The following is a 25,545-nucleotide window of genomic DNA, read 5'->3' as shown; positions in this document are numbered from 1 at the left end:
ATTACTCCATTCTTCTCTTTTGGGAAATCAATCGTTGCAATGCTTCCAAGGCTGTGTCTGTATCTCCTACATGACTAGCTTCCTGCACTTTCTTTTTAATCCTTAAATTGTCCTTGCTGAGGAGGGCACGGTTACGAGTCGCTTCGACTTCCGCTAGCTCTTGAGGCGACATCTCAGCTGGCAAATCCAAGCTAAGCACGTGGTACCAGGCATTTTCAACCTCAGGAGTCTGATGAGACAGTTCCTCTGATCCGATTTCTCCCTCTGCACTTAATAATTCGTAAAGAATTTGAAATTCTGGGGTATCAAAGAAAAAATCTTCTCTTAATCGGTAGTCATTTAACACAACTGGGTTCTCAGCCATCCTATAGAGGAGATGCGCCTCTGCTCTCATGACTGCTGTCAGTTGCCGCGTTACAGGTAAACTAATCGCTGCTGGAGGTTGCTCCTCTTTGATTCTTTCCTGCCTTTGAACAATGCGACTTTCATTTACAATCTGCTCCACCTGCTGGTAATCAAAAGAAGGTAGATTATCCGCCAGAATGTGGATATAAGAATTCTGGGCAGTGATAGACTTTTCTTTGGCGATTAGGGGTGCAATCTTTTCAATGAATTCGATTTGCGCCTGTAAGTTATCACTATTTTCAGGCTTTAGCTGGTGAATATAGAACTCTATAGGACTAATCCGAGTCTTGGTTAAAAGGTAAGCCAGGTCTTCAGCAGAATTCTTTTGCAAATACTCATCTGGGTCCATGGCATCAGGTACTCGAACAACCTCAACTGAGAAGTCTTTTAACTCCTCTAGAGCCTTGGCTGTTGCTGCCTGCCCTGCCTTGTCACCATCATAGCTGAGAACAATTTTTTTGGTAAAGCGTTTTAGGTGATCAACATGCTCCTTACTTAAGGCTGTCCCCATAGAAGCCACAGCATTTTCTATACCAGCACGATAGGCTGCAATCACATCCATGAAGCCTTCCATCAGATAGAGCTCTGTAATCTTACCTGTTCCCTTTTTTGCCTTGTCCAAATGATACAATTCGTAACTCTTGTTAAAAATTGCAGTCGAGCGACTATTTTTGTACTTGGCAGTCTGACTATCCGTTTCTTGCCAGATACGACCTGAAAAGGCAATAACCTGCCCCTTGTCATTGGTCAAAGGAAAGATGATCCGTCCGAAAAAAGTATCATAAAATTGATTACCATCTGACAGGTAAAACAAGCCCGAATCCAACAAATCCTTTTCCTCAAACTTGTCAGCCAAACGTTGATAGAGATAAGTTCTCTCTGCTGGAGCCAGTCCAATCTGGAAATGCTTCAGAACATCATCCGTCAAGCCTCGTTTATATAGATAAGCCCTTGCTTCTTCTCCCATCTTGGTCGTCATGAGAATTGCATGGTAAAAACGGGCAGCTTCTTCATGCATATCATATAAAGCTTGATGAGGCGAAGCCTGTTGAGGACGAGACTGGACAGGCATGGCTGGTTGAATACCGACGCGCTCCCCTAAGAGCTGAACGGCTTCCATAAAGGACACACCTTGGTATTCTTCGATGAACTTAAAAACATCTCCTGAACGACCACAGCCGAAGCAATGATAAAACTGCTTGTCTTCCACAACGTTGAAAGAGGGGGTCTTCTCACCATGAAAAGGACAGAGCCCTAAATAGTTCCGTCCAGCCTTTTGTAAAGAAATCACGTCGCCTATGACTTCCACAATGTTGGTATTGTTTTTGATTTCTTCAATAACTTGCTTGTCAACCATACACAATACCTCCATCTTATCATAGTTTTACGTTAACTAGTATAGCTTATTTCTGAAAAAAAGTAAACCATTTCATACGCTTTCCGGAATTCTCTTTGCTATATTTTTCCAGAAAGAAATGGGAGATAAAAAACTCAGAAACACTTCCAGGCTTCTAAGTTTATCTTCACTATTTTTGATGATAATTTAACTCATCTATTCAAATAATTGATAATAGTCTGAGATCTTCATCTTAGCTTTTTCTTCTTTATTGAGGTCTTGGATGATGCGACCTTCCTTCATGACAATCAGACGATTGCCATACTTCAACGCATCTTCCATATGGTGGGTAATCATCAAGGCTGTCAGATGATCCTTGCTAACAAAGTCATCTGTTAATTCCATCAAGGCCACACTGGTCTTTGGGTCAAGGGCTGCTGTGTGTTCATCCAACAAGAGCAACTCTGGTCGCTTCAAGGTTGCCATCAAGAGGCTCAAGGCCTGACGTTGTCCACCTGATAGAAACTCAATCGGAGTATCTAGATGCTTTTCAAGACCATTTCCCACTTTTTCAATGGTAGCCTGAAACTCTTCCCTATGGCTTGAAAGTCTTCTAGGCAGGAGTCCTCTCTTCTCACCACGAAACTTGGCAATCAAGAGATTTTCCGCCACTGTCATACGGGGAGCCGTACCCATCTTAGGATCCTGAAAGACGCGAGACAAGTACTTAGCCCGCTTTTCAGGTGAAAAATTCGTCACGTCCTCTCCCATGATACGAATACTTCCACTTGTCAAAGGTAAGGTACCTGCAATAGTGTTAAAAAGCGTTGACTTCCCTGCTCCATTTCCACCTAGGATGGTAATGAAATCATGTTCGAAAATTTCAAGAGAAACATCATTCAGAATGATTTTTTCCTCGTCAAAGCCATTCGTAATGACTTTGGTAGCATTTTTTAATTCTACAATTGCTGTCATTTGCTAAACTTGACTCCTTTCAGGTATTTGCTTTTGAAGGTTGGAATCATGAGGCAAACTGCCAAAATCAAGGCGCTGTACAAACGAAGATAACTTGTATTAAACCCAAGAGCAATCACTCCCCAAACGAGGAACTGATAAGCAATAGACCCTACAACGATGGTCATGAGTCGCTCTGCCAAAGTCAAACTCTTGAACAATACCTCACCAATAATCAAGCTAGCAAGCCCTACGACAATCACGCCGATTCCTCGAGAAACATCCGCGTATCCTTCTTGTTGAGCAATTAAGGCTCCTGCAAGTGCGATAATCCCATTTGAGAGAACCAAGCCCATGAGTTCCATACGTCCCGTATTGATACCAAAGCTACGAGCCATATCAGGATTGTCACCTGTAGCGATGTAGGCCTGACCTAGTTTAGTATCTAGGAAAAAGAGCATAAGACCAATTACAAGAGCTACAAAGATTAATCCAGTCAGGAGTTGGTTAAGGTCTGAATCAAAAGGCAAGACATCCTGAATTTGCTTGGTTCCAAGAAGCCCCAGATTAGCACGCCCCATAATCATGAGCATGATGGAATGGCAAGAAGTCATTACTAAAATTCCTGATAAGAGGGTTGGGATTTTTCCTTTGGTATATAAGAGTCCCGTCGCCATTCCAGCTAGGCATCCCGCTCCTACTGCAGCTAAGGTCGCTAAAAACGGATTGACTCCCTGCGTTATTAAGGTTACAGCTACTGCTCCCCCTAGAGGAAAAGAGCCCTCAGTAGTCATATCTGGAAAATTCAAAATTCGGAAAGTCATAAAGATTCCCAAACCTAGAATCGCCCAGACCATCCCCTGAGAAATAATGGATACTATCATAATCTTTCACTCATTTCTTTCTTTAGTAAAAATGGGAGGAGATGTCTCCAACTCCCCCTTTATCCTTATTCAATCACTTGCCCCGCTTCTTTTAGAACGGACTCAGGGATTGTGATGCCAAGTTCCTGTGCTAGTTTTTTGTTGATCACTGACTTACCAGTTGAAAAGACATTAACTGGAGTATCAGCCGGTTTTTCACCTTTCAAAACTTTGGCAATCATTTTACCAGTAGCCACTCCAAGATCGTGTTGGTCAACTACTACAGATGCTAATCCACCTGCTTCTACCATGGCAGTGGCACTTGGGTAGATTGGCTTTTTAGCTGTTTGATTGCTTGAAACAACTGTTGAGAATGCGGATGCAATGGTGTTGTCAATTGGAACCCAAATCGCATCAACCTTACTTGTCATGACATTAACTGTTGAAGCAATTTCGTTAGTCGATGGAACGGCAAATGGTTCGACTGTCAAACCTGCTTTTTCAGCATAAGCCTTGAATTCTTCTACCTGTGTTTTTGAGTTATCTTCGCTACTTGAGTAGAGAGCGCCGATTGTTTTGACATCTGGTGTGAGGGTTTTAATCAACTCTACTTGTTGTTCAGCAGGGTTATGGTCTGATACCCCTGTAATGTTGCCACCTGGTTTTTTCAAATCTTTGACCAAGTTAGCACCGATTGGGTCTGTAATAGCAGCCATGATAACTGGTAGATCTTTAGTAGCACTTGCAAGTCCTTGAGCTGCTGGTGTTGCAATCCCAACAAGAACGTCGTTTCCATTTGCCACCAATTGTTTACTCATAGTTGCAACCTTGCTCTGATCGCCTTCAGAGTTCATAAAGTCGATTTTTACTTGGTCGTCCTTATAGCCTTCTTCAGCTAGTCCATCTTGAATCCCTTGGTAAATCAAGTCCAAGGATGGGTGACTAACAAATTGAAGGACACCAATCTTAGCAGCCTTTTGCTCTTCCTTAGCTGCTGGCTTGTTCATTGATGAATAAATCAAGCTAGCCACTACCAATATAGCTAATCCAGCGATAATTCCCATTAAACGTTTATTTTTCATATTCTTTCTCCTTTTAAATCACTTGTATAATACTCTTTTCACTCAAAACAAGCGACGCCATCGTTTAAATTTCATAATCTTTCCTCCCATAAAAAAATCCTCACACAAAAAACTTGTGTGAGGACGTCGATGCGCGGTACCACCTCAATTATAGGGAATATCCCTATCGCTCTTTCTCGCAATAACGAGTTGCACTGTAAGGTGTGCTCACCGAATTTTTATGATTTCAAATTCTTAAGTACATTCAGCCCAATTTCATCAATTTCATCTATCTGCTTTCACCAACCACAGACTCTCTTAAAAATGAGCATGACTACTTTCTGAATGTTTAAATTATATCATTTTTCAATTACTTGTCAAGGTTATTTTTAGAATTTTTTAAACAATTCAAAAACTTCCCCTTGAAAAAAGAGGAAGTTTGTAGAATATCAGCCTGAATTACGCAAACCGGTTGCAATTCCGTTGATAGTTGTATGGATCAGTTTTTCTTCGTCAGCTGACAATTCGCCGCGACGTTGACGTTTGATCAACTCCAACTGGATGTAGTTAAGGATATTAAAGTAAGGCATACGGTAGTTTAGACTGTCTTTTAGGTAAGAGTTTTCTGCCAAAAGTTCGTCATAGCCTTCAATAGCTAGAATAACGTCCTTAGTCAACTGCCATTCATCTAAAATAGTGTAGTAGACAGCCTGTACTTCTTCGTCTTCACAGAGCTTGGCATATTCAAAAGCAATGTTCATGTTAGACTTAGATAAGACCATGTCTACATTGGAAAGCAAAGATTGGAAGAAAGGCCAGTTTTGGTACATATCACGAAGAAACTCGATATTCTTTGGATCTTGATCAATAAACTCTTTAAAGCTTGATCCCACTCCATACCATCCAGGGAACATGACACGACTTTGTGACCATGAGAAGACCCAAGGGATGGCACGTAGACCACCGATTTCAGTGATGGTCTTACGAGCTGCTGGACGCGAACCGATATTGAAGCTTGAAATAGCCTTGATTGGGCTTGACTCGAAGAAATAGTCATAGAAATGTTCATTTCCAAAGACCAAATCACGGTAGATATCGTAGCTACGGTCCACCACTTGATCCATAACAGCTTCATAACGATTTGACGTGTTGGTATCGCTCTTCTTCTTGGTAATCATACGGTTAATGGCTGCAGAAACCAACATTTCAAGGTTATAATAGGCAGCGTCTTTGTTTCCGTATTTGTTTCCAATCACTTCTCCTTGCTCAGTCAGACGGATACGGTCCTTGATAGACTTGAGCGGTTGAGATGTGATGGCTTCATAAGTTGGGCCACCACCACGACCTACTGTACCACCACGACCATGGAAGAAGGTAACTTTAACGCCAAATTCATCCCCGATAGCAGTAAGTTGTTGTTGTGCTTTATAGAGAGTCCAACATGATGATAAATAACCACCGTCTTTATTACTATCGGAGTAGCCAAGCATGATTTCTTGGTAGTTGTCTTTTGAAGCAATCCATTTTTTAGCCAATGGAAGAGAGAAATATCTTCTCATGATTTCTTCCGAGTGATCCAAATCTTCAATCGTTTCAAAGAGGGGAACAATCTGAACGCGCGCTTTTTGAGCATCTACCAAGCCGACTTCCTTGAGCATGATGGCTAATTCTAGCATATCAGATACACTTGTCGCGTGAGAGATGATGGTTTGGCGAATGACATTTTCACCCAGTTTATCCTTCAACTTGCGAGCAGTTTTGAAGATAGACAATTCTTTCTCAAGCAGTTCTGACTTTTCAGCATGAGTAGCTGAGAGGATACGAGGATCTTCTTCCAACTCTTTTAAGAGGAGGGCGCATTTTTCATCTTCAGAGAGATCGCTATAATGGTCGTTGATGCCAGCAGATGCTAACAATTCAGCCACACAGGCTTCATGAACACTAGAGTCTTGGCGCATGTCGATAGAAGCAAGGTAGAAACCAAAGATTTCAACGGCTTGCATCAGTTCAACAAATTCTCCTGAAATCAGGTATTCCCCTTTGTTCTCAAGGAGAGAATCTCGAATGGCCAACAAGTCTTGATAAAATTCATCTGCAGTAGCATATCTAGGCTGAAGATCCTTATCTTCAATGAGATAAGCCTTAGTTGCCTGCATCTTAGCTTGGATATCAAAAAGAGCACGACGATAGAGTTCTTTTTCGCGATAAATGGAGTTATCCTGTGACTTAAGCGCCATCTCACGAACTTTATCACTGACATTCACAATACTAGTTGACAGTGAAAATTCACGATAAAGATTATAAATCTTTTCATCGTAGTAGTTCATGATGACTTCGCACTGAGTCAAAGCTGATTTATTGAGGGTTTCCGCTGTTACGAAAGGATTTCCATCACGGTCTCCTCCAATCCACATCCCCATGGTAATTGGTTTTGGATGTTGGAGCTCAATTCCTTGTTCTTTAGCTAGTTTCTTATATTCAGCCGTCAAACGCGGAACAGCATTCAGGAAGGAACTTTGATAGTACTCCATCACGTTCGTGATTTCGTTAGTTACTTTCAACTTCTTCTCGCGAATCATGTCTGTTTGCATGATAATTTCAATGTAACGACGGAGATCCATGTTCCATTTTTCTTTATTAATCAAGCCTAGTTTGACATCACGGTACTTGCGCAAGAGCGTATGGATATGGTTGGTCAAGTCCAGCATACTCTTGCGTTGTACTTGCGTTGGATGGGCAGTCAAGACGGGAACGACATTTAACTTTTCTAAAATTTCAGCTGCATTTTCTTTTTCAGCTACCATCTTTATGGTTGTAGACAATTTCCCTAGATAGTCTTGGTCCACATTGTTCTGGTGGTTAATTTTATAGGCTAAGTCCACATCCTCAGATATATTAATCAAGAGTGGAAGGATAGAGAAATAACGAGAAATGTAAATCATTTCTTCATTGGAAAGGCTAGTCACCAGTTCATTGAGCCCTTGATAGTTTTCATTTGTTGATAATTCCTTCAACTGCATGATTTTTTCAAAGGTCTCTGGCGCTAGCATATTTTTTGTGATATCTTCTAGCAGCTCAGTCAAAATCAAGACTTCTTCTTGGATGACAGCTTTATTACTATAGTTTTCTAATTTCTGAAGAGACATATATTTTTCCTTTCCATACAGTCCTTACAGACCTTCAACAGTTTGAGATTCATATTCTCTAATGAGTTTAGCACGTTTCTCGCTGGCATCGATATTTAATACAAGGGCAATGGCTACGGATAATACCAGGAGACTGTTCCCACCTTGTGAAAGGAAGGGGAAGGTTACCCCTGTAGAAGGAATCAACCCTGAAATCCCACCGATATTGACAAAGACCTGGACAAGAATCATCCCTCCGACACCGATAGCAACCATGGAGTTAAAGGGATCCTTAGCTCGAATACCAACCAAGATGATTCGCAAAATTAAGAAGAAGAGTAAAGCCAAAATCATACTCGCTCCCACGAATCCAAACTCCTCTATAACAATCGAAAATACGAAATCCGTATGGGCTTCTGGCAGATAACCACGCTTCTCGATAGAATTTCCCAATCCCAGTCCGAACCAGCCTCCATTTACCATGGCATAGTAGGAGTTTGCAAGCTGGTGTCCTGCACCCGCCAAGTCATTAAAGGGATTAAAGAAGGCACTGAAACGTTTAGCAACGTAACCAAATAGCGGAATTTTTGAAAAATTTTCAACCCCAACAAGACGAATAACAGACAAGGCTAATATCGAACTCCCTGCCAAGAGAGCCAGTATAGTCGAGAACCAACGATAAGCAATTCCACTAACCGTATACATGATAAGCGCCACTAAAACCAAGATGGTTGCATTCCCCAAGTCTGGGAAAATTCCCAAGCTACCAATCAGAACTAGCAGAACAAAGCGCCAGTCATTAAAAGCACGAGGCAACCACTGGTTTTGGGTCAAAACCTGGAAGTCATAAACCGCAATCTCATCTTGCTGTTTTGAAAAACGATGCGCCAAGTACCAGATGATGATAATCTTAAGGTATTCAGCCGGCTGAATCGTTACGGGTCCTACAGAAATCCATCCGTAAGCTCCATTGACAGGGGTACCAATCAAACGCGCCAGAGCTAAGAGAACTATCTCAACCCCCATAACAATGAAGATCAGACGTCCATTTCTCAGGAAACCTAATTTTAATTTGTAGATTAAGGCAATCAGAATCAAACTAGCTATCCAAAAGATCCCCTGGTTACGTACCAATTGAAATGCACTTTTCCCTTCTTCAATCAGGGTTGCACTCGTTGTCGAATATACCACAATCAGCCCCAAAATTGACAAAAGGAAGTAAGGAATCAAAATGGAATAATTTAGTAGGTGCCTTTTACTAATTTTCATATTTCACCACTCTAATAGGAACAGAGGCGGTTGTCCCTAATTCCGTTTTATTTTCTAGTTTTGATTGTTATTATACCACTTTTTCAGAAAGAAAAAAACTATTATCCTTTAATCCTTCGAATTTTACTTATTTTTTGTCTTCAAGCATAAAAAATACAAACCTCAAATGAGATTTGTATTTTCATTGCTTAGTTAGATGAAGAGCTACTGCTTGAACTTGAGCTTGAGTCACCACCACCGATGTATTGGGTGAAGATGTTTTGGAAGGCTTGATCTTTGACTTTGATATTAGCAGCTTGTAATTCTTTACCAATTACTCCTTGAACAAAGGCAGAATCATTTTGTTTTTGAGTCAAAATGATGGTCTTCAATTTTTCTTTGTAATCCTCTAAGTTAGAAGATTTTTCTGTCTTCTTCGTTACTTTAACGATGTAGAATTGATTGCTGTAGGCTTGTGTTCCAGTAGCCGTAATCACATCAGAAACACCGTTCACATCCAAGGCAAAGGCTGCTTTTTTGACTTGTTCTGGAAGTTCTGTTGAAGCAGAGTCAAAAGTGATTTCTCCACCATTTTCTTTTGTTTTGTCGTCGTTAGAGTTGTCTTTCGCCAACTGAGCAAAATCTGCACCTTCTGCTTTGGCTTTCTCAAGCACTTCTTTTGCCTTGTCTTCATTATCCATACGGATGATTTGAGCTGTCACATCTGGTGTATAAGACTCAAAAGCCTTTTGGTAAGCCTCATCTGTCAATTCACTCTCGGCAGCTTTCTTAACTGCCAATTCAACCAATTTGTTGGTACGGATTTGAGCTTTACGAGCTTCAGGAGTCATACCTGCACGTTGAAGGACGCTGTTATAGCTATCACCGTATTTCTTTTGTTCTTCCGCAACAGCATCATCCACTTCTTGTTCAGTCACTTCAGAACCATATTGTTTTTCAAAGACTTTTTGGATGGTCATGTTTAGCAAGACTTGTTGCGCAGTTGGATTGTTCTTTACTTCTTCAAAGAATTGATTTTCTGTAATCACATCACCTTTCATGCTGATCAAATCTTTTCCTTCAGAACTGTTTGAACAAGCTGCAAGTGTTGCCACTGATAAAAGTGTGATGGCTCCTGCCATTAGTTTTTTCTTCATGTTTACTCCTTTTACGGTAAGTGTTACCTTATCTATTTTACTATAATTTCTTAAATTTTTCTGAAAATCATTCACTCTCAGGAAGTTGCACATCTGCTACATTCTTACGTAGCATGAGAATGCCATCCCCAAGCGGAACTAGAGTTGCCGTTAAATCTGGATTGTCCAAAGTTGCTTCAAAAAGTCTTTGCAAACCACGGTAAATAGTTCTTTGACCACGGCGGACTTCCATGATATCCTTGGCAACATCGCCTCCTTGGAAAATGTCATCCAAGACCACTACTCCACCAACTTCTAATCGTTTGAGGATTTCAGGTAGAAAGACGATGTACTTGGACTTGGCTGAATCCATAAAGACAAAGTCATATGTTTCTGTCAGACTAGATAAAACATCGACTGCATCTCCCTCTATGAGGGTGATTTGCTTGCGCTTGTCAAACTGAGCAAAATTTTCCTTGGCGAAGCCGATCATCTCAGGATTACGGTCAATGGTTGTAATCTTTGCATTTGGCGCATGTTCTGCCATCAAGAGGGCTGAGAAACCGATTGCCGTTCCAATCTCTAAAATATTTTTAGGTTGCAGACTTTCCATGAGGAAACGGAAATAAGCAACTGTTTCATGAGGAATAATGGGAATATTTTCCTTGCGAGCGAAGGTCTCCAATTCTTTCAAGGAGCTTGTCACCTGCTTTTGACGCTGGCGCATGAATTCTACGATTTCTTCCTTGACGACGGGACGACGCATATTGTGATTGGCATTTTTACTATAAGACTCTACCATCTTAAGCCAGTCCCAATTTTTCAACAAGGGCTTCAAACTCATTCAAACGGCGTTCAAAGACTGCAAAGGCGTCGTTGAGGTAGTCTTCTTTCTCCATATCCACTCCTGCTTTTCTCATGACATTAAGCGGGTAGTCAGACTTACCAGCCTTGAGGTAGTCGATATAACGGTCACGATCTTCCTGACTACCATGGACAATCTTCTCAGCCAAGGCTGAAGCAGCCGCAAAACCTGTTGAATACTGGTATACATAGTAGTTATAGTAGAAGTGTGGAATGCGTGCCCATTCGTATTGGATTTGTGGATTGTCTTCCTTGCTGAGTCCATAGTACTCTTGGTTCAAGTCAGCGTAAAGTTTATTAAGGAAATCACTTGTCAAGACTTCTCCATTTTGGTCTGCTTGGTGGATGGCATGTTCGAACTCAGCGAATTGAGTTTGACGGAAGACCGTTCCACGGAAACCGTCCAAGAAGTTATTGAGGATAGCAAAGCGAGTTGCATCGTCTTCAACTTCTTCCAGTAATTTCTCCGTCAAGATATTTTCGTTGGTTGTTGAGGCAATCTCAGCCAAGAAAATTGAATAGTCGCCATAAACATATGGCTGAGTTTCACGAGTATAGCTGGAGTGCATACTGTGACCTGTCTCATGGACAAGGGTAAAGAGGTTATCTAGATTGTCCTGCCAGTTAAGAAGCATGAAGGCATTTGTATCATAAGAACCACCAGAATAGGCGCCAGAACGCTTGCCTTGGTTTTCATAGACATCAATCCAACGCTCGCTGAAGGCACGTTTAACCCGGCTTAAGTAGTCGTCACCCAAGACAGCCAAAGCTTCTTCTGCCTTTTTCAAGGCTTCCTCATAAGTAAAGCTGTATTCAACAGATGAAAGCGGTGTATAGACATCGTACATCTTGAGGTCGGAAATCCCCAAGATTTTAGAACGAAGTTCAAGGTAACGATGCAAGAGTGGCAGATGCTTGCGAACTGCTGCTACTAGATTGTCATAGACGCTCTCTGGAACAAAGTTGGCTGCAAGGGCTGCATGACGAGCACTCTTATAGTTGCGGACTTTGGCACGGTAGTTTTGCACCTTGACATTTGTCTGCAAAGTCTTAGCGTAAGTATGTTGGAATTGCTCGTAAGTCGCATATAGGGCTTCATAAGCACCACGGCGGACTTCTCGGTTTTTAGATTCCATCAAGCGAATGTAAGTACCGTGTGAGAGCTGCACTTCATTACCTTCATCATCAAGCACATATGGGAAGCTAATATCCGCATTGTCCAAGATGGCGAAAGTTTCACTAGCTGAGCCAAAGATTTCTCCTGCTCCAGCAAGCAATTCTTCCTCACGTTGCGAAAGAACATGGTCTTTCTTCTGCAAGAGCTTATCAAAAAAGTGTTTGTAAACTTGGAGTTTCGGTTGAGCTTCTAGGAAGGCCGCATACTGCTCCTGGCTTATCTCCATAAACTCAGGTTCGTAGAATGAAAAGGCCTGTTCTAATTGACTGTATAGAGTCATTGCCTTGGCATAGTACTCCTGATACTTGGCTTCACGCGTGTCTTGGTCATTTTTCATATGTGCATAGACATAAAGCTTTTCAACTTGGCGTTCCAAGTCAAGTGAGAATTCCGTAATCTCAAGCAAACTGTCCGCACTGTCCAAGAGATGCCCCTCATACTGAGATGCTGTTTGTACTTTTTCAGTTAAATCTTTCAAGGCTTCTTCCCAAGCTTGGTCTGTTGGGTAGATTGTTGAAAGATCCCATGTATCTTTTTCATTTATTTCATGTCGTTGTAATACCATAAGATTCCTCCATCCTTTCTATTTTACCACATTTTTCGAGAAATATAAGTGATAAAAGGCTGGTGGATAAAGCTTTTGGCGATTATTTTTCGGATTTTTTTGATAGTAAGCCTGAAAATTTCTATAATAGCTAGTCAAATCCGTTTTAATCTGCAAAAAATCACCTGATTCTATCGGCTTGATTTGGGGATACCAGTCGTCCAGTTGACGGTTTAATAAATTGTCTCCTTGTTGATAAGCCTCCTCCTGTTTTTTCATCCAGTAAGGGGTTTGGTAGTACAACTGTTGGCGAATGTAGTGACAGATAGTGGTATCTTGCACAACTGCAAAACAAGACAGTTTTTGTTTCTGATAAGGAAATCGTAAAATTTCCAAGAGATTTCCTTGACCATAGGGAAATTCCTTAACCTGAAAATGAAGCTTGCCACGTAGGTCCTGATGTAAAAGATATTTGAGTCTCAAAACTTGCTTTTTAAAATCTAGTTCCCAGGCATAGAAACCCATATTTTGACTAAAATAGAGTAATCCCCTTTGCAGTTGTGTTAATCGCTCTTTTAACCAGAGTTTTTCTCCCAGTAGCCAGATAACCTGATAGCCCTGGCTACGGTATCCTTGGCTTCTATCGCCTAAAAGCTTTTGAGACAAGGGGCTACACTGAACCTCCAGAGCTAGTTTCTCATTGACGAGAACATCTGCTATCTGCTGAATCTCGGGCAGACTATATTCTAAGGCGACTTGATTGTCCTTCTTGACCCAATGATAAAAGGCCTCTTTGTTGCCTAAGTGTTCTGGACTTTCATTCTCAAAAATAGTGATACAATCTCTTAACCTTTCATGGGCAAAGTGTGTTCGAATGCTCTGTCCTTGGCGTAATCGTAGTCCACCACCACAGGCGGGGCAGGTATAAGCTTGCTTGGTAACGTCTTTTTCGAGTGCATTTACCAATTTTCCCTTGGCATCTCTGGCTACAAACATGGTCTACCTCCTTTTCTCATTTATTCGAAAAAGAACTAAAAAAGACTGGAATTCCAGCCTTTCATATTACTTTTCTACCTTTTAAACCTCTTAGAGTATTTTTTCAACGTGGGAATGAGATTGGGGATCTGCTCACTCCTAATGACCAGCACACCATATTCCTGGCAACGATTGGCATAAACGGGATTGATTTTTCCCGTACAAACAATTAACTTGAGGCAACTCTCCCCAGCAAAATGATTGGCATAGACTTCTAGTTCATTGATGGCTTCAACTGATAAATCCGTCATCTTGCAGGAGATAAAGGTAATCGAGCGTCCCTTTCTCAGAATGACATCAATCTCATTTTGGACATTATCCGCCTCTGGAAAGATGCCATTCCAATCAATCTCACCTCCTATCATGCACTCATCAAACAGCTGAGATTCAAGCGCCAAGAGATAGAGATATACCTCTAAAATATGTCCCTTATTGCGGCAAAAGACTTGAGCTTCTTGACTTGGAAAGCTGTATGCTACTCGTTTCTTGTCCTCGCTTTCAATACAAAGCATCCCTGCTTCCACAAGTAAAGGAATAAGGGATTTTGGATAGTGATAATACCTGCCATTGTTTTCCAGTATCTTTTCTGTCTCAGCATGCAGGTCATTGGTCTTAGCTAGAGAGAAAAATTGGGTCACTTGATACCAGTGGGCAGGATTGGCAATGGCAGAGATAGCTAGCTTTTTGATGGCTGCAATTTGCTGAGCTGAGTGGATAGGGCGTTTTGATTTGAGCATTTTTCCACCACGCAAGGCTATCAGCTGTTGGATGCTTAGGGTTGGAATGTCCAAGTCTTCTTTTTCCAGCTGGCCAGCTACCCACTTGTATTGTTTTCCCCGCTCGACATCCATGGCAACGATGGGGAGGTGACGATCCAAGCCGTATTGATAGAGGGATAAGGCTAGTAGCGAATCCCCACCAAAAACATCAAGAAGAACCTGGTCATAGCCTGCTAGGCAATAATCTAACTGATCTGTTAATTGTTCTAAAGTTAGCTGACGAAAGGTCACTCGTTGGATATGGTGCACCTCATCAAGAATAAACTGACGGAGGGAGACTTTCTCTTCATTGCTTATTTTTGTCAAAGAAAGAAAGAGAATCTCGTCACAATCACTGATAAAGGCTTGGTAGACATTCTTTTCCAATACATGCCGATCATACAATTCCACCAAAAGACTCGTCATTCGACCACCTCCATCATAAAGACTTTCTTGCGCTGAGAGTATCAGCAATACAGTTCTACTACTCAGATTTCCTACTTCTAGTATAGCATAAAATCCTGCTCGCCCCAATCAACCAACGCAAACAAAAACGAATAGAAACCTTGCAAATCGGTTACTATTCGCTTGTATATGTTTGATTTACTTGATTTTTTTAGCTAACATAGTCGCAAAGCGTAGTTGAATACGATTGCCATTTTCATCACGACGGTGCAAATGTCCTGGATTTTCATTGTACTTAATTAATTCCCAATCCTTGTAGTAGTCCGCCAACTCCCCTTCTTTAAAGGTGAATGGGAAATTGACTGAGCAAGGATAATCCTCTGTATCCATAGCACAGACGATAAGGTTATAGCCACCGACCGTGGTGTGCTCCTGCATATTTTGGATAATAGCTGGAATGCGGTCCGCTTGTAGGAACATCAGAACAACTGTCGATACGATGAAATCATAGTCTTGGCTAATGCTGGCCGAATTGATATCGTATAGTCCTACAGGCATGTCTAGATCCTCTTGTTCCACAATGCTTTGCAAGATTTCAAGGGACAATTCATTCTGATCCACAGCTGTCACATCAAAACCATTCTGTGCGAGAAAGAGAGAGTTACGCCCCTGACCACAACCCAAATCCAAGGCTCTTCCTGGTTTCACTGTCTGCATAGCCTCTAGGACCTCTGAATGGACTGGATTGGTATTGTATTTCTTAGGGAAATAATCCTCAGGTTTACAATAAAATTCCAAATACCACTCTACATCGTCTGTTGCAGCCTCTACTCGGTGCCAGGCTTGCGGTTGTGCCATAGGGTTGTCTGCTCCTGCCTCAAAGAGGTGCTCAGCTAGAACCTCACCATCTTCGGTTAATTCAATAAACTTGAGTACCCCTTTCAAGACAGTAATTTTTCCCCAAGTGCCGACCTTGGTATTGTGCTTTTGCTGAACTGCTTCAGGCATGGTCTGTTTATTCCACAAGGGCATCCGTTTATAGGCAATTAGTTTTTCCATTTTACTTCCTCTTCTTAACGCTGGTTGACAGCTTTCATCACACGCGCGATGTCGCGGTTTTGTTCACGTCGCTTGATCGACTCCCGTTTGTCATAGTCATGTTTCCCTTTAGCAAGTCCTAAAAGGAGTTTAGCGTAGCCATCTTTGATATAGACTTTGAGGGGAACTAGGGTCATTCCTGTTCCTTTGGTTTCCTGTTCCAGTTTTTGAATTTGCTTCTTATGGAGCAGGAGTTTGCGACGGCGTTCAGGTTCCTGGTTCCAGATATTCCCCTCTTCGTAAGGGGCGATATGAACATTGCTCAGCCAGACTTCCCCATTTTTTACTTGGGCAAAGCCGTCCTTGAGATTGATTCGAGCAGCTCGAACGCTCTTGATTTCAGTTCCGGTCAGGACCATTCCTGCCTCTAGCGTATCTACGATTGTATAGTCGTGGTGCGCCTTTTTATTTTGTGCGACGACCTTTCCCTCGCCCTTTGCCATGCTTGGCTCCTTTCTTAGCTACTTCTTTGTAAAAAGGTTTCTTGCCTTTTTTCTTTTTATCTTTTTGTGAATGCTTGTGCTTATCACTTGAACACCCTGATTTTCTCTTGTCTTCCTTCTTGTCTGAACGACGACTTGAACCACGACCTCTGTCTTTGCGCCCAGCTTGTTTCAAACCTTTTTCGATGACATCAAACTCACTTGGGATATAGGAGAAATCAATCTCACCTGTCATCTTATCCGCTCTTTCAACCCGAATGCGAATCTGCTGTCCAACACGGAAGGTTGTTCCTGATTTCTCCCCACGGAGAGTCAAATCACGCTCGTTGAAATGATAAAATTCAGGTAAATTGGTGATGTGAATCAAGCCTTCGACTGTATTTGGCAATTCGACAAAGAGACCAAATTTGACCATGCTGGATACAACTGCATCGTACTCTTCACCCACGTATTTTTCCATGTACTCAGCCTTTTTCATGGCTTCGACTTCACGCTCCGCCTCGATGGCACGACGCTCACGGTTGGAAGACTGGGTTGCAATCTCTGGAATCACTTGTTCAAAATGCTCTGCTATTTCCTTAGAACGCCCATAGTCGCGAATCATCCGATGGACTAGAAGGTCAGGATAACGACGAATGGGGCTGGTGAAGTGAGTGTAATAGTCTGCAGCAAGACCATAATGACCATGATTGTGCTCTGAATAGCGAGCCTGTTGCATAGAACGGAGAAGCATCATGGATAATACATCCGCATAAGGTTCTCCCTCAACAGCACGCATGATGTCTTGAAGGGCCTCCTGGCTAATCTCACTAGCAGTCCCATAAATTCGCAAGCCAAAGCTCGAAGCGTAATCAATAAACTTCTGAACTTTTTCAGCCTTGGGCTCCTCGTGAATCCGATAGATAAAAGGTAGGTCCAGCTTGCTGAAGTGTTCGGCAACTGTTTCGTTGGCTATCAACATGAAGGACTCAATCATCCGCTCAGCAACGCCACGTTGACGAAGGACAATATCCACAGGCTTACCTTTTTTATCCACCAAGATCTTAGCTTCGCTGGTATCAAAGTTAAGGGCACCACGCTTCTCACGCATGCTTTCTAGCCTTTCATGAAGCTTGGCCATGAGCTCGATACTTGGAACAATTTTCTTAAACTCTCGTCTCTTTTCCTCATCGCCAGCTAGGATATCATTAACAGCGCTATAGGTCATACGGAAGCTCGTCTTGATAACTGTTTGGGTAATGGTGTAATTAACCACACGACCATGTTTATCAATTTCCATAATAGCAGACTGGGTCAAGCGATCTACTTGAGGATTGAGAGAGCAGATGCCATTTGACAAACGCTCTGGAAGCATTGGAACCACTCGGTCTGTCACATAGACAGAAGTCGCGCGGTTAAGGGCTTCCTTGTCAAGGGCAGAACCCTCGGTCACATAGTAGGAAACATCTGCGATGTGAACTCCGAGTTCGATATTGCCATTCTTTAAAGGCTTGATGTGTACTGCGTCGTCCAAGTCCTTGGCATCCGCACCGTCAATGGTAAAGGTGATTTCATCTCTCAGGTCCAGACGACCTTCCATATCCTTTTGAGACGGAGCTTCTGGAACACTTTCTGCTTCCTTGAGAACAGCTTCTGGAAATTCTGAAACAATATCCATGGATTCCAAGACTTCAAGAACGTCAATCCCAGCATCAGTCGAGTGCCCCACCACGTCTAGCACACTAGCGACAAAGAAATCATGTTTCTTACTTGGGTATTTGTCGATAAAGACCTTGAGAACCTCTGTCCCTTCCAACTTGATAGCCGGTTTCTTCACATAAATCGGTTGGCTGATTTTCTGATTTTTTGAACGGATGTAGCCCGCATACTTGGGCTTTTCCTGATCCAAAACGATTTGCCCGACAACTGTCGTCAGGCTATGCTCTAAGATATCGATAATTTTTGCTTCTGCAGCAGTTCCCTTGTTGCGATCAGCGACTTTCTTAATCACGACCTCAACGGTATCACCATCAATGGCATAGTTGACATCGTTTTTTCCTACAAAAAGATCGTCCTCTTCGCCTTCTAGACTGACAAAGCCAAAGCCGTTTTTATGGGCATGAAAAATCCCTTTGAGGGTAATTTCATGTTTCTTCTTTTGGTCCAGACATAAACTACCATCATCTTCAAAACGAATCTGGTGCTTTCTTTCCATCAGAGACAGAGTTTTAATCAACTCACGGAAATCCTTGGATCCATCCTTTCCGAGAGCCTGAGCTAGGTCATTGACCGTCACTCGCCCCTTCTCCTGCAAATATTCTTTAATTTTATCTTTCATGTTTACTTTCTAGATTTTTATAATTTTTTTGACTGATAACTTTCTAAGTTTCATTAAAAATAAAATAGGCTAAGACCTAGTCTCGCCCATTTCTTATCTACTTGATAATACTGTCAATGCTAAGGCAATGGCTAGCCAGAAAAAGACTAAAATACCTGTCAAACGTTGCATCACAGCTTCAAAACCACGCGCTTTACTACGTTCAAACAAATCACCTGAGCTGGCATCAAATACATTGCTGGATTGGTTCTTAGTTGGTTGCATGAAAATCGCAATCACAATCACAACAGATAATACTAATAAAATGGTTAATAATAGGTTATACATATCAAACTCCTTAAAATCCCTATTATTTTACCATAAATTCTACTTAGATTCAAGATGTAAAGTTACTTTTCTTTCCTTTGGACAATATTTTAAAACCTCAATCTTGTCTGGATGGGTTTTGGAGTTCTTACTGGTTAGATAATTCATGCTTCCACAAGAAGAGCACTTGAGATTGATTTTTACTCGCACTAGATTTCCTTTACTTTTAATAACGATCTAAATTGCACTAAGTTACATAAACAACTGAAAGCCACACAGGCTGCTGTCGCATAAAAGACAGCATGGTAGCCCAAATATCCTGCAACTGCGGATCCCGCCATAGGTCCAATCACTCCACCGAGATAAAAAAAGACTTGGTTGAAGGCGAAAATCCTTGAAATACCTGATTTTGGAGTCATTTTGCTGAGAAGGGCATTGACTCCTGGTATGAGAGCACCTGTTCCCAAACCAAAGAGAAAACGATACAAGCCAAGTTGAAGGGGGCTGGTTGCATGGGCACAAAGTAGGTAAATGATGACGGAATAAATCTGCGCCGCGACCAACAATCTATGATTCCCTACCTTATCGCCAAGTTTTCCTAGAATTCCAGCACTCATCATACTAGAAAATCCCATGCTGGATACGATCAATCCTGATACGAAGAGGAGATTCTCAGTCTGCCCTAAGTCCCGCACATAGAGAGCTAGAATGGGGCCAATTGATTGAGCTGAAAATTGAATGACGAAGCTAGTCAAAAATAGATTCACTAAAAGCCTAGGATACTTGAAAGAAGAAAATACTTCTTTCGTTGGGATAGCCTTCTCCTTAGCCACTGGCTGAAAATCTTCCTTGATAAAGAAAATGGTTAGGATTGCAGCTAAAAATAAGAAAGCACCTACCAATAAAAAGACATTACGAATGCCAAAAATTTCAGCAATAAAGCCTCCAACAAAGGGACCCGTCAGTGTTCCTGCAACAACTCCTGTAGATAGAGTTCCCAGAGCCGCTCCCGACTTATCTTTGGGTACCTGACTAGCGATTAAGGCTGTTGCATTGGGGACAAATCCAGTAAATACACCATTGAGCAAGCGCAAAAAGAGTAGCCAATAGATATTCGGAACAAAGGCCAAACCTCCCATCGTAATGGTCATGGCAAGACCTGCTCGAATCATCATGGGTTTTCGACCGTACTTGTCAGCAAGAATACCCCAGATGGGAGAAACTAGAGCTGCTGAAACAGCCGAAACTGAGATGGCTAATCCAGCATAGAAAGCAACTTGGTCTCCTTCAATTCCCAACTGCTCCACAAAGATAGGCATGAAAGGAACGACCAAGGAAATGCTGGCGCCCGTTAGAAAACTACCGAACCAGGCGACACGAAGATTCTCTTTCCAACTAATATCTTGCACAGCTATCGCCTCCTTCAAGTAACTTCACTACTTGAGCCACAAGCTGATCACGACTGCCATTATTGTCTAATATATGGCTCGCCAATTTTTTCTTTTCTTCTAAAGACCATTGGGCGGCCAAACGGGACTCTGCTACTTCCTTAGAAAGATGATCCCGTTTCATGAAACGTTCCACCTGAACATCACGGTCCACATAGACCAGCCACGTTTCATCAAACCAAGCACTGTAGTCCTGTTCAAAAAGCAGGGGAATATCCATGAAAAAAACCGTTTCTGTCTGAGCTAACTGGTCTCTCAGTGCAGCCAATTCCTCACGAATAATCTCTCCTTGGGTTTGTTTAGACCATTCCCGCTCCTCAGGATTTGAGAAGATGAGACTAGCTAGGAGAGGGCGATTGAGTTCTTCATTTTCAAGGATTATTTTTTGTCCAAAGTGCTGAACTAAGAGCTGATAAAGACGACCACCAGGTTTCTGTAGTTGGTGGACGACTGTGTCAGCATCCACCACTTGAAAACCTTTCTCTCTTAGGAAATTTGTCACAGTTGACTTACCAGAGGCAATTCCTCCTGTGATTCCGATGATTTTTCCCATCAGCCCCTCCTTTGACACTGAGGACAAAAATGAGTTCCCCGTCCACCGAGCTGGAATTTCTCAATCACTGTCCCACAGCGCGAACATGCTTGTCCAGTCTTATCATAGACCTGATGGAAGTCCTGCATGGTTCCGTCTTCCCCAAAGGCATTGGTATAGGTCCGAATGGTGGAACCGCCCTTTTCGACTGCCTGTCCCAAAACAGCAATGGTCTGGTCATGAATAGCTGACGCTTCTTCTGCCGTCAAAGTCTGGGAAAGTCTAGCTGGATGAATCTGAGCTCGCCAAAGAACCTCATCCACATAGATATTACCAAGGCCAGCTACCAAGGTTTGGTCTAAAAGGTGAGATTTGATAGGCTTTTTAGACTTGGCTAGGGCAGCTTGAAAGACCTGCAAATCAAAGTCCTGCTCTCTTGGCTCAGGTCCTAGTTTCTTAGAAATAAAGTAGGCATCCAAAAGGTCAGGCGCCAAGAGTTCCATCGTACCAAACTTGCGTACATCCTCGTAAACAAGCGTACCACCATCCTCAAACTGGATGAAAACATGGGCATGCTTGCGTTCAGGAACCTGGTCCGGATAGTAGAAATACTTGCCCTCCATCCGCAGATGGGAAATCAAGACCTTGTCTGTTAGGAAAAAAAGCAGATATTTTCCACGACGTCCCATTGACTCGATAATCTGACCAGGCAATTCCTTTTGAAACTCTTCCAAATCCGTCTTAATCATCTTGGGATAAGCAATCTCTATATTAGAAATCTTCTTTCCCAAGATCAATTTTTCTAAGCCACGACGAACCGTTTCAACCTCAGGTAATTCAGGCATAAATCCTCCTTCTGTAAAAACAAGAAGCAGGCATGAGCCCACCTCTACTTAGTATTCTTTTTCATTATAGCCAAAGTCAGCCAAATCTAGCTTTTTATCACGCCAGTTTTTCTTGACCTTGACCCAAGTTTCTAGGAAAACCTTGTCCCCTAGCATGAGTTCGATATCACGACGGGCCATGGTCCCTATTTTCTTGAGCATAGCGCCACCTTTTCCGATGATAATTCCTTTTTGGCTATCGCGCTCCACCATGATGGTTGCTCGGATGTGAACCTTGTCTGTCTCTTCATCACGCTTCATAGAGTCGACCACTACTGCGACAGAATGAGGAATCTCTTCGCGAGTCAAATGAAGAACCTTCTCACGAATCATTTCTGAAACCAAGAAACGCTCAGGGTGGTCTGTGATTTGATCAGATGGGAAATACTGGAAACCTTCCTCTAGATTTTCACTCAAAATATCGATTAGTCGAGAAACGTTATTTCCCTGAAGGGCTGAGATAGGAACAATTTCCTTAAAGTCCATCTGGTTACGGAAGTCATCAATCTGAGCCAAAAGTTGGTCTGGATGGACCTTGTCAATCTTATTCACCACCAGAATCACAGGAACCTTGGCAGCTTTCAGACGCTCGATAATCATATCGTCGCCCTTACCACGTGGCTCATCAGCTGGCACCATGAATAGAACAGTATCCACTTCACGCAAAGTACTATAGGCTGATTCCACCATGAAATCTCCAAGAGCTGTTTTGGGCTTGTGAATCCCCGGTGTATCGATAAAGACGATTTGCTCCTTATCCGTGGTGTAAATCCCCATGATTTTATTGCGCGTTGTTTGCGCTTTGTCACTCATAATGGCAATCTTTTGCCCCATGACGTGATTTAAAAAGGTTGACTTCCCAACATTGGGACGTCCCAAAATAGCTACAAAGCCTGATTTAAATGTCATAATTTCCTCTTATAGTTTAAAATAGTATATCCCAAATGCGTGGGATAAAGATAAGTGCACCTGTCATTGCAGCAAAAAGAGAGACCACTAGCACAGCTCCTGCTGCCATGTCCTTGGCTTTCTTTGCCAACATAGAAAAGTGATAGTGACTGGCTAAATCCACTACATTTTCAATAGCAGAGTTAATAATCTCAAATGCTACTACTAAGAAAATGCTCATTAGGAGAAAGAGCCATTCGATTCGTGACACCTGAAAAACAAAACCTGCAAAGATGACTACTAGAGCCGTCACTGCATGTTTTCGCATATTGCGTTCTTCCTTGAAAGCAGTCAGAATTCCTGTAAGAGCAAATTCTAAACTGGATACCAGGTCACGATTTTTCCATTTTCGTTTATTGTCTTGTGAGTCCATAGGCTGTCAAAATTTCTTCTTGTAAACCGAACATCTCCGCTTCTTCTTCCGGAGTGTAGTGATCGTAGCCGTTAATGTGTAAAAAGCCGTGTACTGCCAAGAAGCCCATTTCACGCTCAAAGCTGTGACCGTATTCCTCAGCCTGCTCATGCGCTTTATCGATAGAGATGAACAGTTCCCCAATATAGGCATCAAACTCAGACATCATCTCTGCCAATTCAGGATTTTCAAGCAAATCCTCTTCGTCAAAGGAGATGTCCAACTCTGGTTTATACTCAAGGCTAATGACATCTGTCGGACGATCCGTATCACGGTACTCTAGATTGAGTTCGTGGCTACGCTCGTTGGTCACAAAAGTAACTGCCATCTCCTTGTCTTCTTTTCCTATTTTTTGGGCTGCAAATTCCAAAATTTCTTGGGTTTGTTGCAAGATTTCTTGTGAAACTTGACCAGTTTCATCTACCATTTCAATATACATGTACTTCTCGATTCTCTTTACTTGGCTTTATTATACCACATTTCCATGATTTTATTCTACCTTTTTGATATAATACTATGGAATACAATCACAAGGAGAGAACGATGTCATTTGACGGATTTTTTTTACACCACATGGTTGAGGAATTGCGAAGCGAGTTGGTCAATGGTCGCATTCAGAAAATCAATCAACCTTTTGAACAAGAGTTGGTCTTGCAAATCCGCAGCAATCGCCAAAGCCATCGCCTGCTCCTCTCTGCTCATCCCGTTTTTGGTCGCATCCAGCTGACCCAAACAACTTTTGAAAATCCAGCCCAACCTTCGACTTTTATCATGGTTTTGAGAAAGTATTTACAAGGCGCCCTGATTGAGTCGATTGAGCAAGTGGAAAACGACCGTATCGTGGAAATTACCGTTTCCAATAAAAACGAGATTGGAGACCATATTCAGGCTACCTTGATTATCGAAATCATGGGCAAACACAGTAATATTCTCCTCGTAGATAAAAGTAGCCATAAAATCCTCGAAGTCATCAAACACGTCGGCTTTTCACAAAATAGCTACCGCACCTTACTTCCAGGATCTACCTATATCGCTCCGCCGAGTACCGAGTCTCTCAATCCATTTACTGTCAAGGATGAAAAACTCTTTGAAATCCTACAAACACAGGAACTAACAGCAAAAAATCTTCAAAGTCTCTTTCATGGTCTAGGACGTGATACGGCAAATGAATTGGAAAACATTCTTGTCAGTGATAAACTGTCTACTTTCCGAAACTTCTTCGGGCAAGAAACCAATCCATGCTTAACAGAGACTTCCTTCAGCCCAGTTCCTTTTGTAAATCAGGTGGGAGAGCCTTTTGCCAGCCTTTCTGACTTGCTGGACACCTACTATAAGGACAAGGCTGAACGGGACCGTGTCAAACAGCAAGCCAGTGAGCTCATTCGTCGTGTTGAAAATGAACTTCAGAAAAATCGACATAAGCTTAAAAAACAAGAAAAAGAGTTACTAGCGACAGACAATGCTGAAGAATTTCGCCAAAAAGGAGAATTGTTGACAACCTTCCTCCACCAAGTTCCGAATGACCAAGATCAGGTTACCTTGGACAACTACTACACCAACCAACCTATCACCATTGCTCTTGATAAGGCACTAACTCCTAGTCAGAATGCCCAACGCTACTTTAAACGCTACCAGAAACTCAAAGAAGCTGTCAAATACCTGACTGAGTTGATTGAAGAAACCAAGGCAACCATTCTCTATCTGGAAAGTGTTGAGACTGTTCTCAACCAAGCTGGGCTGGAGGAAATCGCTGAAATCCGTGAAGAATTGATCCAAACAGGCTTTATTAGAAGACGCCAACGCGAGAAAATTCAGAAACGCAAAAAACCAGAACAGTATCTGGCGAGCGATGGCAAGACCATCATCTATGTCGGACGAAACAACCTGCAAAATGAGGAATTGACCTTTAAAATGGCCCGCAAGGAGGAACTTTGGTTCCATGCCAAGGACATCCCTGGAAGCCATGTCGTCATCTCAGGAAATCTTAATCCTTCTGATGAAGTCAAGACAGATGCGGCCGAACTAGCTGCCTACTTCTCCAAAGGGCGTTTGTCAAATCTCGTGCAGGTGGATATGATTGAAGTGAAAAAACTCAACAAACCAACTGGTGGAAAACCTGGCTTTGTAACCTACACAGGACAAAAGACCCTCCGCGTTACACCAGACCCAGAAAAAATCGCATCTATGAAAAAATCCTGATTCCACTTGAAATCAGGATTTTCTTTTACAATTTACTCTGCAATTAA

General features: G+C 42.2%; 23 protein-coding genes and 1 other annotated feature. Of the genes, 1 reads left to right on the top strand and 22 read right to left on the bottom strand.

The features are described 5' to 3' along the window. Position 1 precedes the first annotated feature (1 nt). From dnaG to ybeY, 22 genes are all read right to left on the bottom strand, one after another. The gene (dnaG, locus tag I2H52_RS02135) at positions 2-1,762 is read right to left on the bottom strand and encodes a DNA primase (protein ID WP_229104475.1); all 1,761 of its coding nucleotides are present in this window, start codon (positions 1,760-1,762) and stop codon (positions 2-4) included. Positions 1,763-1,957: 195 nt separating this feature from the next. Beyond that, the gene (locus tag I2H52_RS02130) at positions 1,958-2,716 is read right to left on the bottom strand and encodes an ABC transporter ATP-binding protein (protein ID WP_195593973.1); all 759 of its coding nucleotides are present in this window, start codon (positions 2,714-2,716) and stop codon (positions 1,958-1,960) included. After that, positions 2,713-3,579, bottom strand: coding sequence for an ABC transporter permease (locus tag I2H52_RS02125; RefSeq protein WP_000637255.1), 867 nt, complete (start codon positions 3,577-3,579; stop codon positions 2,713-2,715). Before I2H52_RS02125 ends, I2H52_RS02130 begins: the two co-directional genes overlap by 4 nt. A 65-nt stretch (positions 3,580-3,644) precedes the next feature. Then, positions 3,645-4,640 (bottom strand): tryptophan ABC transporter substrate-binding protein, encoded by a 996-nt coding sequence (trpX, locus tag I2H52_RS02120; protein ID WP_195593970.1) that lies wholly within the window; start codon positions 4,638-4,640, stop codon positions 3,645-3,647. 116 nt (positions 4,641-4,756) lie between these two features. Beyond that, positions 4,757-4,972 (bottom strand) — a binding site (T-box leader). A 96-nt stretch (positions 4,973-5,068) separates the two neighbouring features. Beyond that, positions 5,069-7,765, bottom strand: coding sequence for a phosphoenolpyruvate carboxylase (ppc, locus tag I2H52_RS02115; protein WP_195593967.1), 2,697 nt, complete (start codon positions 7,763-7,765; stop codon positions 5,069-5,071). Positions 7,766-7,789: 24 nt separating this feature from the next. Then, a complete protein-coding gene (gene ftsW, locus I2H52_RS02110) occupies positions 7,790-9,013 on the bottom strand; it encodes a cell division peptidoglycan polymerase FtsW (RefSeq protein WP_195593964.1) in 1,224 nt (407 codons plus the stop codon). A 188-nt stretch (positions 9,014-9,201) separates the two neighbouring features. After that, a complete protein-coding gene (gene prsA, locus I2H52_RS02105) occupies positions 9,202-10,149 on the bottom strand; it encodes a peptidylprolyl isomerase PrsA (protein ID WP_045616983.1) in 948 nt (315 codons plus the stop codon). A gap of 67 nt (positions 10,150-10,216) precedes the next feature. Next, positions 10,217-10,930, bottom strand: coding sequence for an O-methyltransferase (locus I2H52_RS02100; RefSeq protein WP_084824172.1), 714 nt, complete (start codon positions 10,928-10,930; stop codon positions 10,217-10,219). Between the two features lies 1 nt (position 10,931). Continuing rightward, positions 10,932-12,734 (bottom strand): oligoendopeptidase F, encoded by a 1,803-nt coding sequence (pepF, locus tag I2H52_RS02095; RefSeq protein ID WP_045616982.1) that lies wholly within the window; start codon positions 12,732-12,734, stop codon positions 10,932-10,934. A gap of 18 nt (positions 12,735-12,752) precedes the next feature. Next, on the bottom strand, positions 12,753-13,709 hold the full coding sequence (locus tag I2H52_RS02090) for a competence protein CoiA (RefSeq protein WP_195593961.1): 957 nt from the start codon (positions 13,707-13,709) through the stop codon (positions 12,753-12,755). Positions 13,710-13,783: 74 nt separating this feature from the next. Further along, on the bottom strand, positions 13,784-14,932 hold the full coding sequence (locus I2H52_RS02085; RefSeq protein ID WP_195593958.1) for a DUF1887 family protein: 1,149 nt from the start codon (positions 14,930-14,932) through the stop codon (positions 13,784-13,786). Between the two features lie 177 nt (positions 14,933-15,109). After that, positions 15,110-15,970 carry an SAM-dependent methyltransferase TehB gene (tehB, locus tag I2H52_RS02080; protein WP_000413068.1) on the bottom strand — a complete coding sequence of 287 codons (861 nt, stop codon included), beginning with the start codon at positions 15,968-15,970 and terminating at the stop codon, positions 15,110-15,112. Between the two features lie 14 nt (positions 15,971-15,984). Next, positions 15,985-16,452, bottom strand: coding sequence for an SsrA-binding protein SmpB (gene smpB, locus I2H52_RS02075; protein ID WP_001051742.1), 468 nt, complete (start codon positions 16,450-16,452; stop codon positions 15,985-15,987). Beyond that, positions 16,415-18,769 (bottom strand): ribonuclease R, encoded by a 2,355-nt coding sequence (rnr, locus tag I2H52_RS02070; RefSeq protein WP_195593957.1) that lies wholly within the window; start codon positions 18,767-18,769, stop codon positions 16,415-16,417. The genes smpB and rnr overlap by 38 nt, the downstream gene beginning before the upstream one ends. 93 nt (positions 18,770-18,862) lie before the next feature. Further along, the gene (gene secG / locus I2H52_RS02065; protein WP_000282517.1) at positions 18,863-19,096 is read right to left on the bottom strand and encodes a preprotein translocase subunit SecG; all 234 of its coding nucleotides are present in this window, start codon (positions 19,094-19,096) and stop codon (positions 18,863-18,865) included. A 39-nt stretch (positions 19,097-19,135) separates the two neighbouring features. Next, positions 19,136-19,285 carry a 50S ribosomal protein L33 gene (rpmG, locus tag I2H52_RS02060; protein ID WP_007519517.1) on the bottom strand — a complete coding sequence of 50 codons (150 nt, stop codon included), beginning with the start codon at positions 19,283-19,285 and terminating at the stop codon, positions 19,136-19,138. Then, positions 19,285-20,484, bottom strand: coding sequence for a multidrug efflux MFS transporter (locus I2H52_RS02055; protein ID WP_049500850.1), 1,200 nt, complete (start codon positions 20,482-20,484; stop codon positions 19,285-19,287). Before I2H52_RS02055 ends, rpmG begins: the two co-directional genes overlap by 1 nt. Then, a complete protein-coding gene (gene coaE / locus I2H52_RS02050; RefSeq protein ID WP_049500852.1) occupies positions 20,471-21,076 on the bottom strand; it encodes a dephospho-CoA kinase in 606 nt (201 codons plus the stop codon). Before coaE ends, I2H52_RS02055 begins: the two co-directional genes overlap by 14 nt. Beyond that, positions 21,076-21,900, bottom strand: coding sequence for a DNA-formamidopyrimidine glycosylase (mutM, locus tag I2H52_RS02045; RefSeq protein ID WP_195593955.1), 825 nt, complete (start codon positions 21,898-21,900; stop codon positions 21,076-21,078). The genes coaE and mutM overlap by 1 nt, the downstream gene beginning before the upstream one ends. A gap of 48 nt (positions 21,901-21,948) precedes the next feature. After that, entirely contained in the window at positions 21,949-22,848 is a 900-nt protein-coding gene (gene era, locus I2H52_RS02040; RefSeq protein WP_000143275.1) for a GTPase Era, read from the bottom strand. Positions 22,849-22,864: 16 nt separating this feature from the next. Then, positions 22,865-23,260, bottom strand: a complete 396-nt coding sequence (locus tag I2H52_RS02035) for a diacylglycerol kinase family protein (protein WP_049549991.1) — start codon at positions 23,258-23,260, stop codon at positions 22,865-22,867. Continuing rightward, positions 23,241-23,738, bottom strand: coding sequence for an rRNA maturation RNase YbeY (gene ybeY, locus I2H52_RS02030; RefSeq protein ID WP_000275172.1), 498 nt, complete (start codon positions 23,736-23,738; stop codon positions 23,241-23,243). The genes I2H52_RS02035 and ybeY overlap by 20 nt, the downstream gene beginning before the upstream one ends. A 104-nt stretch (positions 23,739-23,842) precedes the next feature. Between ybeY and pavA the strand changes: the two genes are divergently transcribed. Continuing rightward, positions 23,843-25,498 carry an Rqc2 family fibronectin-binding protein PavA gene (gene pavA, locus I2H52_RS02025; RefSeq protein ID WP_049500855.1) on the top strand — a complete coding sequence of 552 codons (1,656 nt, stop codon included), beginning with the start codon at positions 23,843-23,845 and terminating at the stop codon, positions 25,496-25,498. Positions 25,499-25,545 lie beyond the last annotated feature (47 nt).

This window comes from Streptococcus oralis, from assembly GCF_015561235.1.
Classification (GTDB): Bacteria; Bacillota; Bacilli; order Lactobacillales; family Streptococcaceae; genus Streptococcus; species Streptococcus oralis_BK.
Note: the sequence above shows the minus strand (reverse complement) of the source record. Positions and strands in the feature narration are given on the sequence as shown.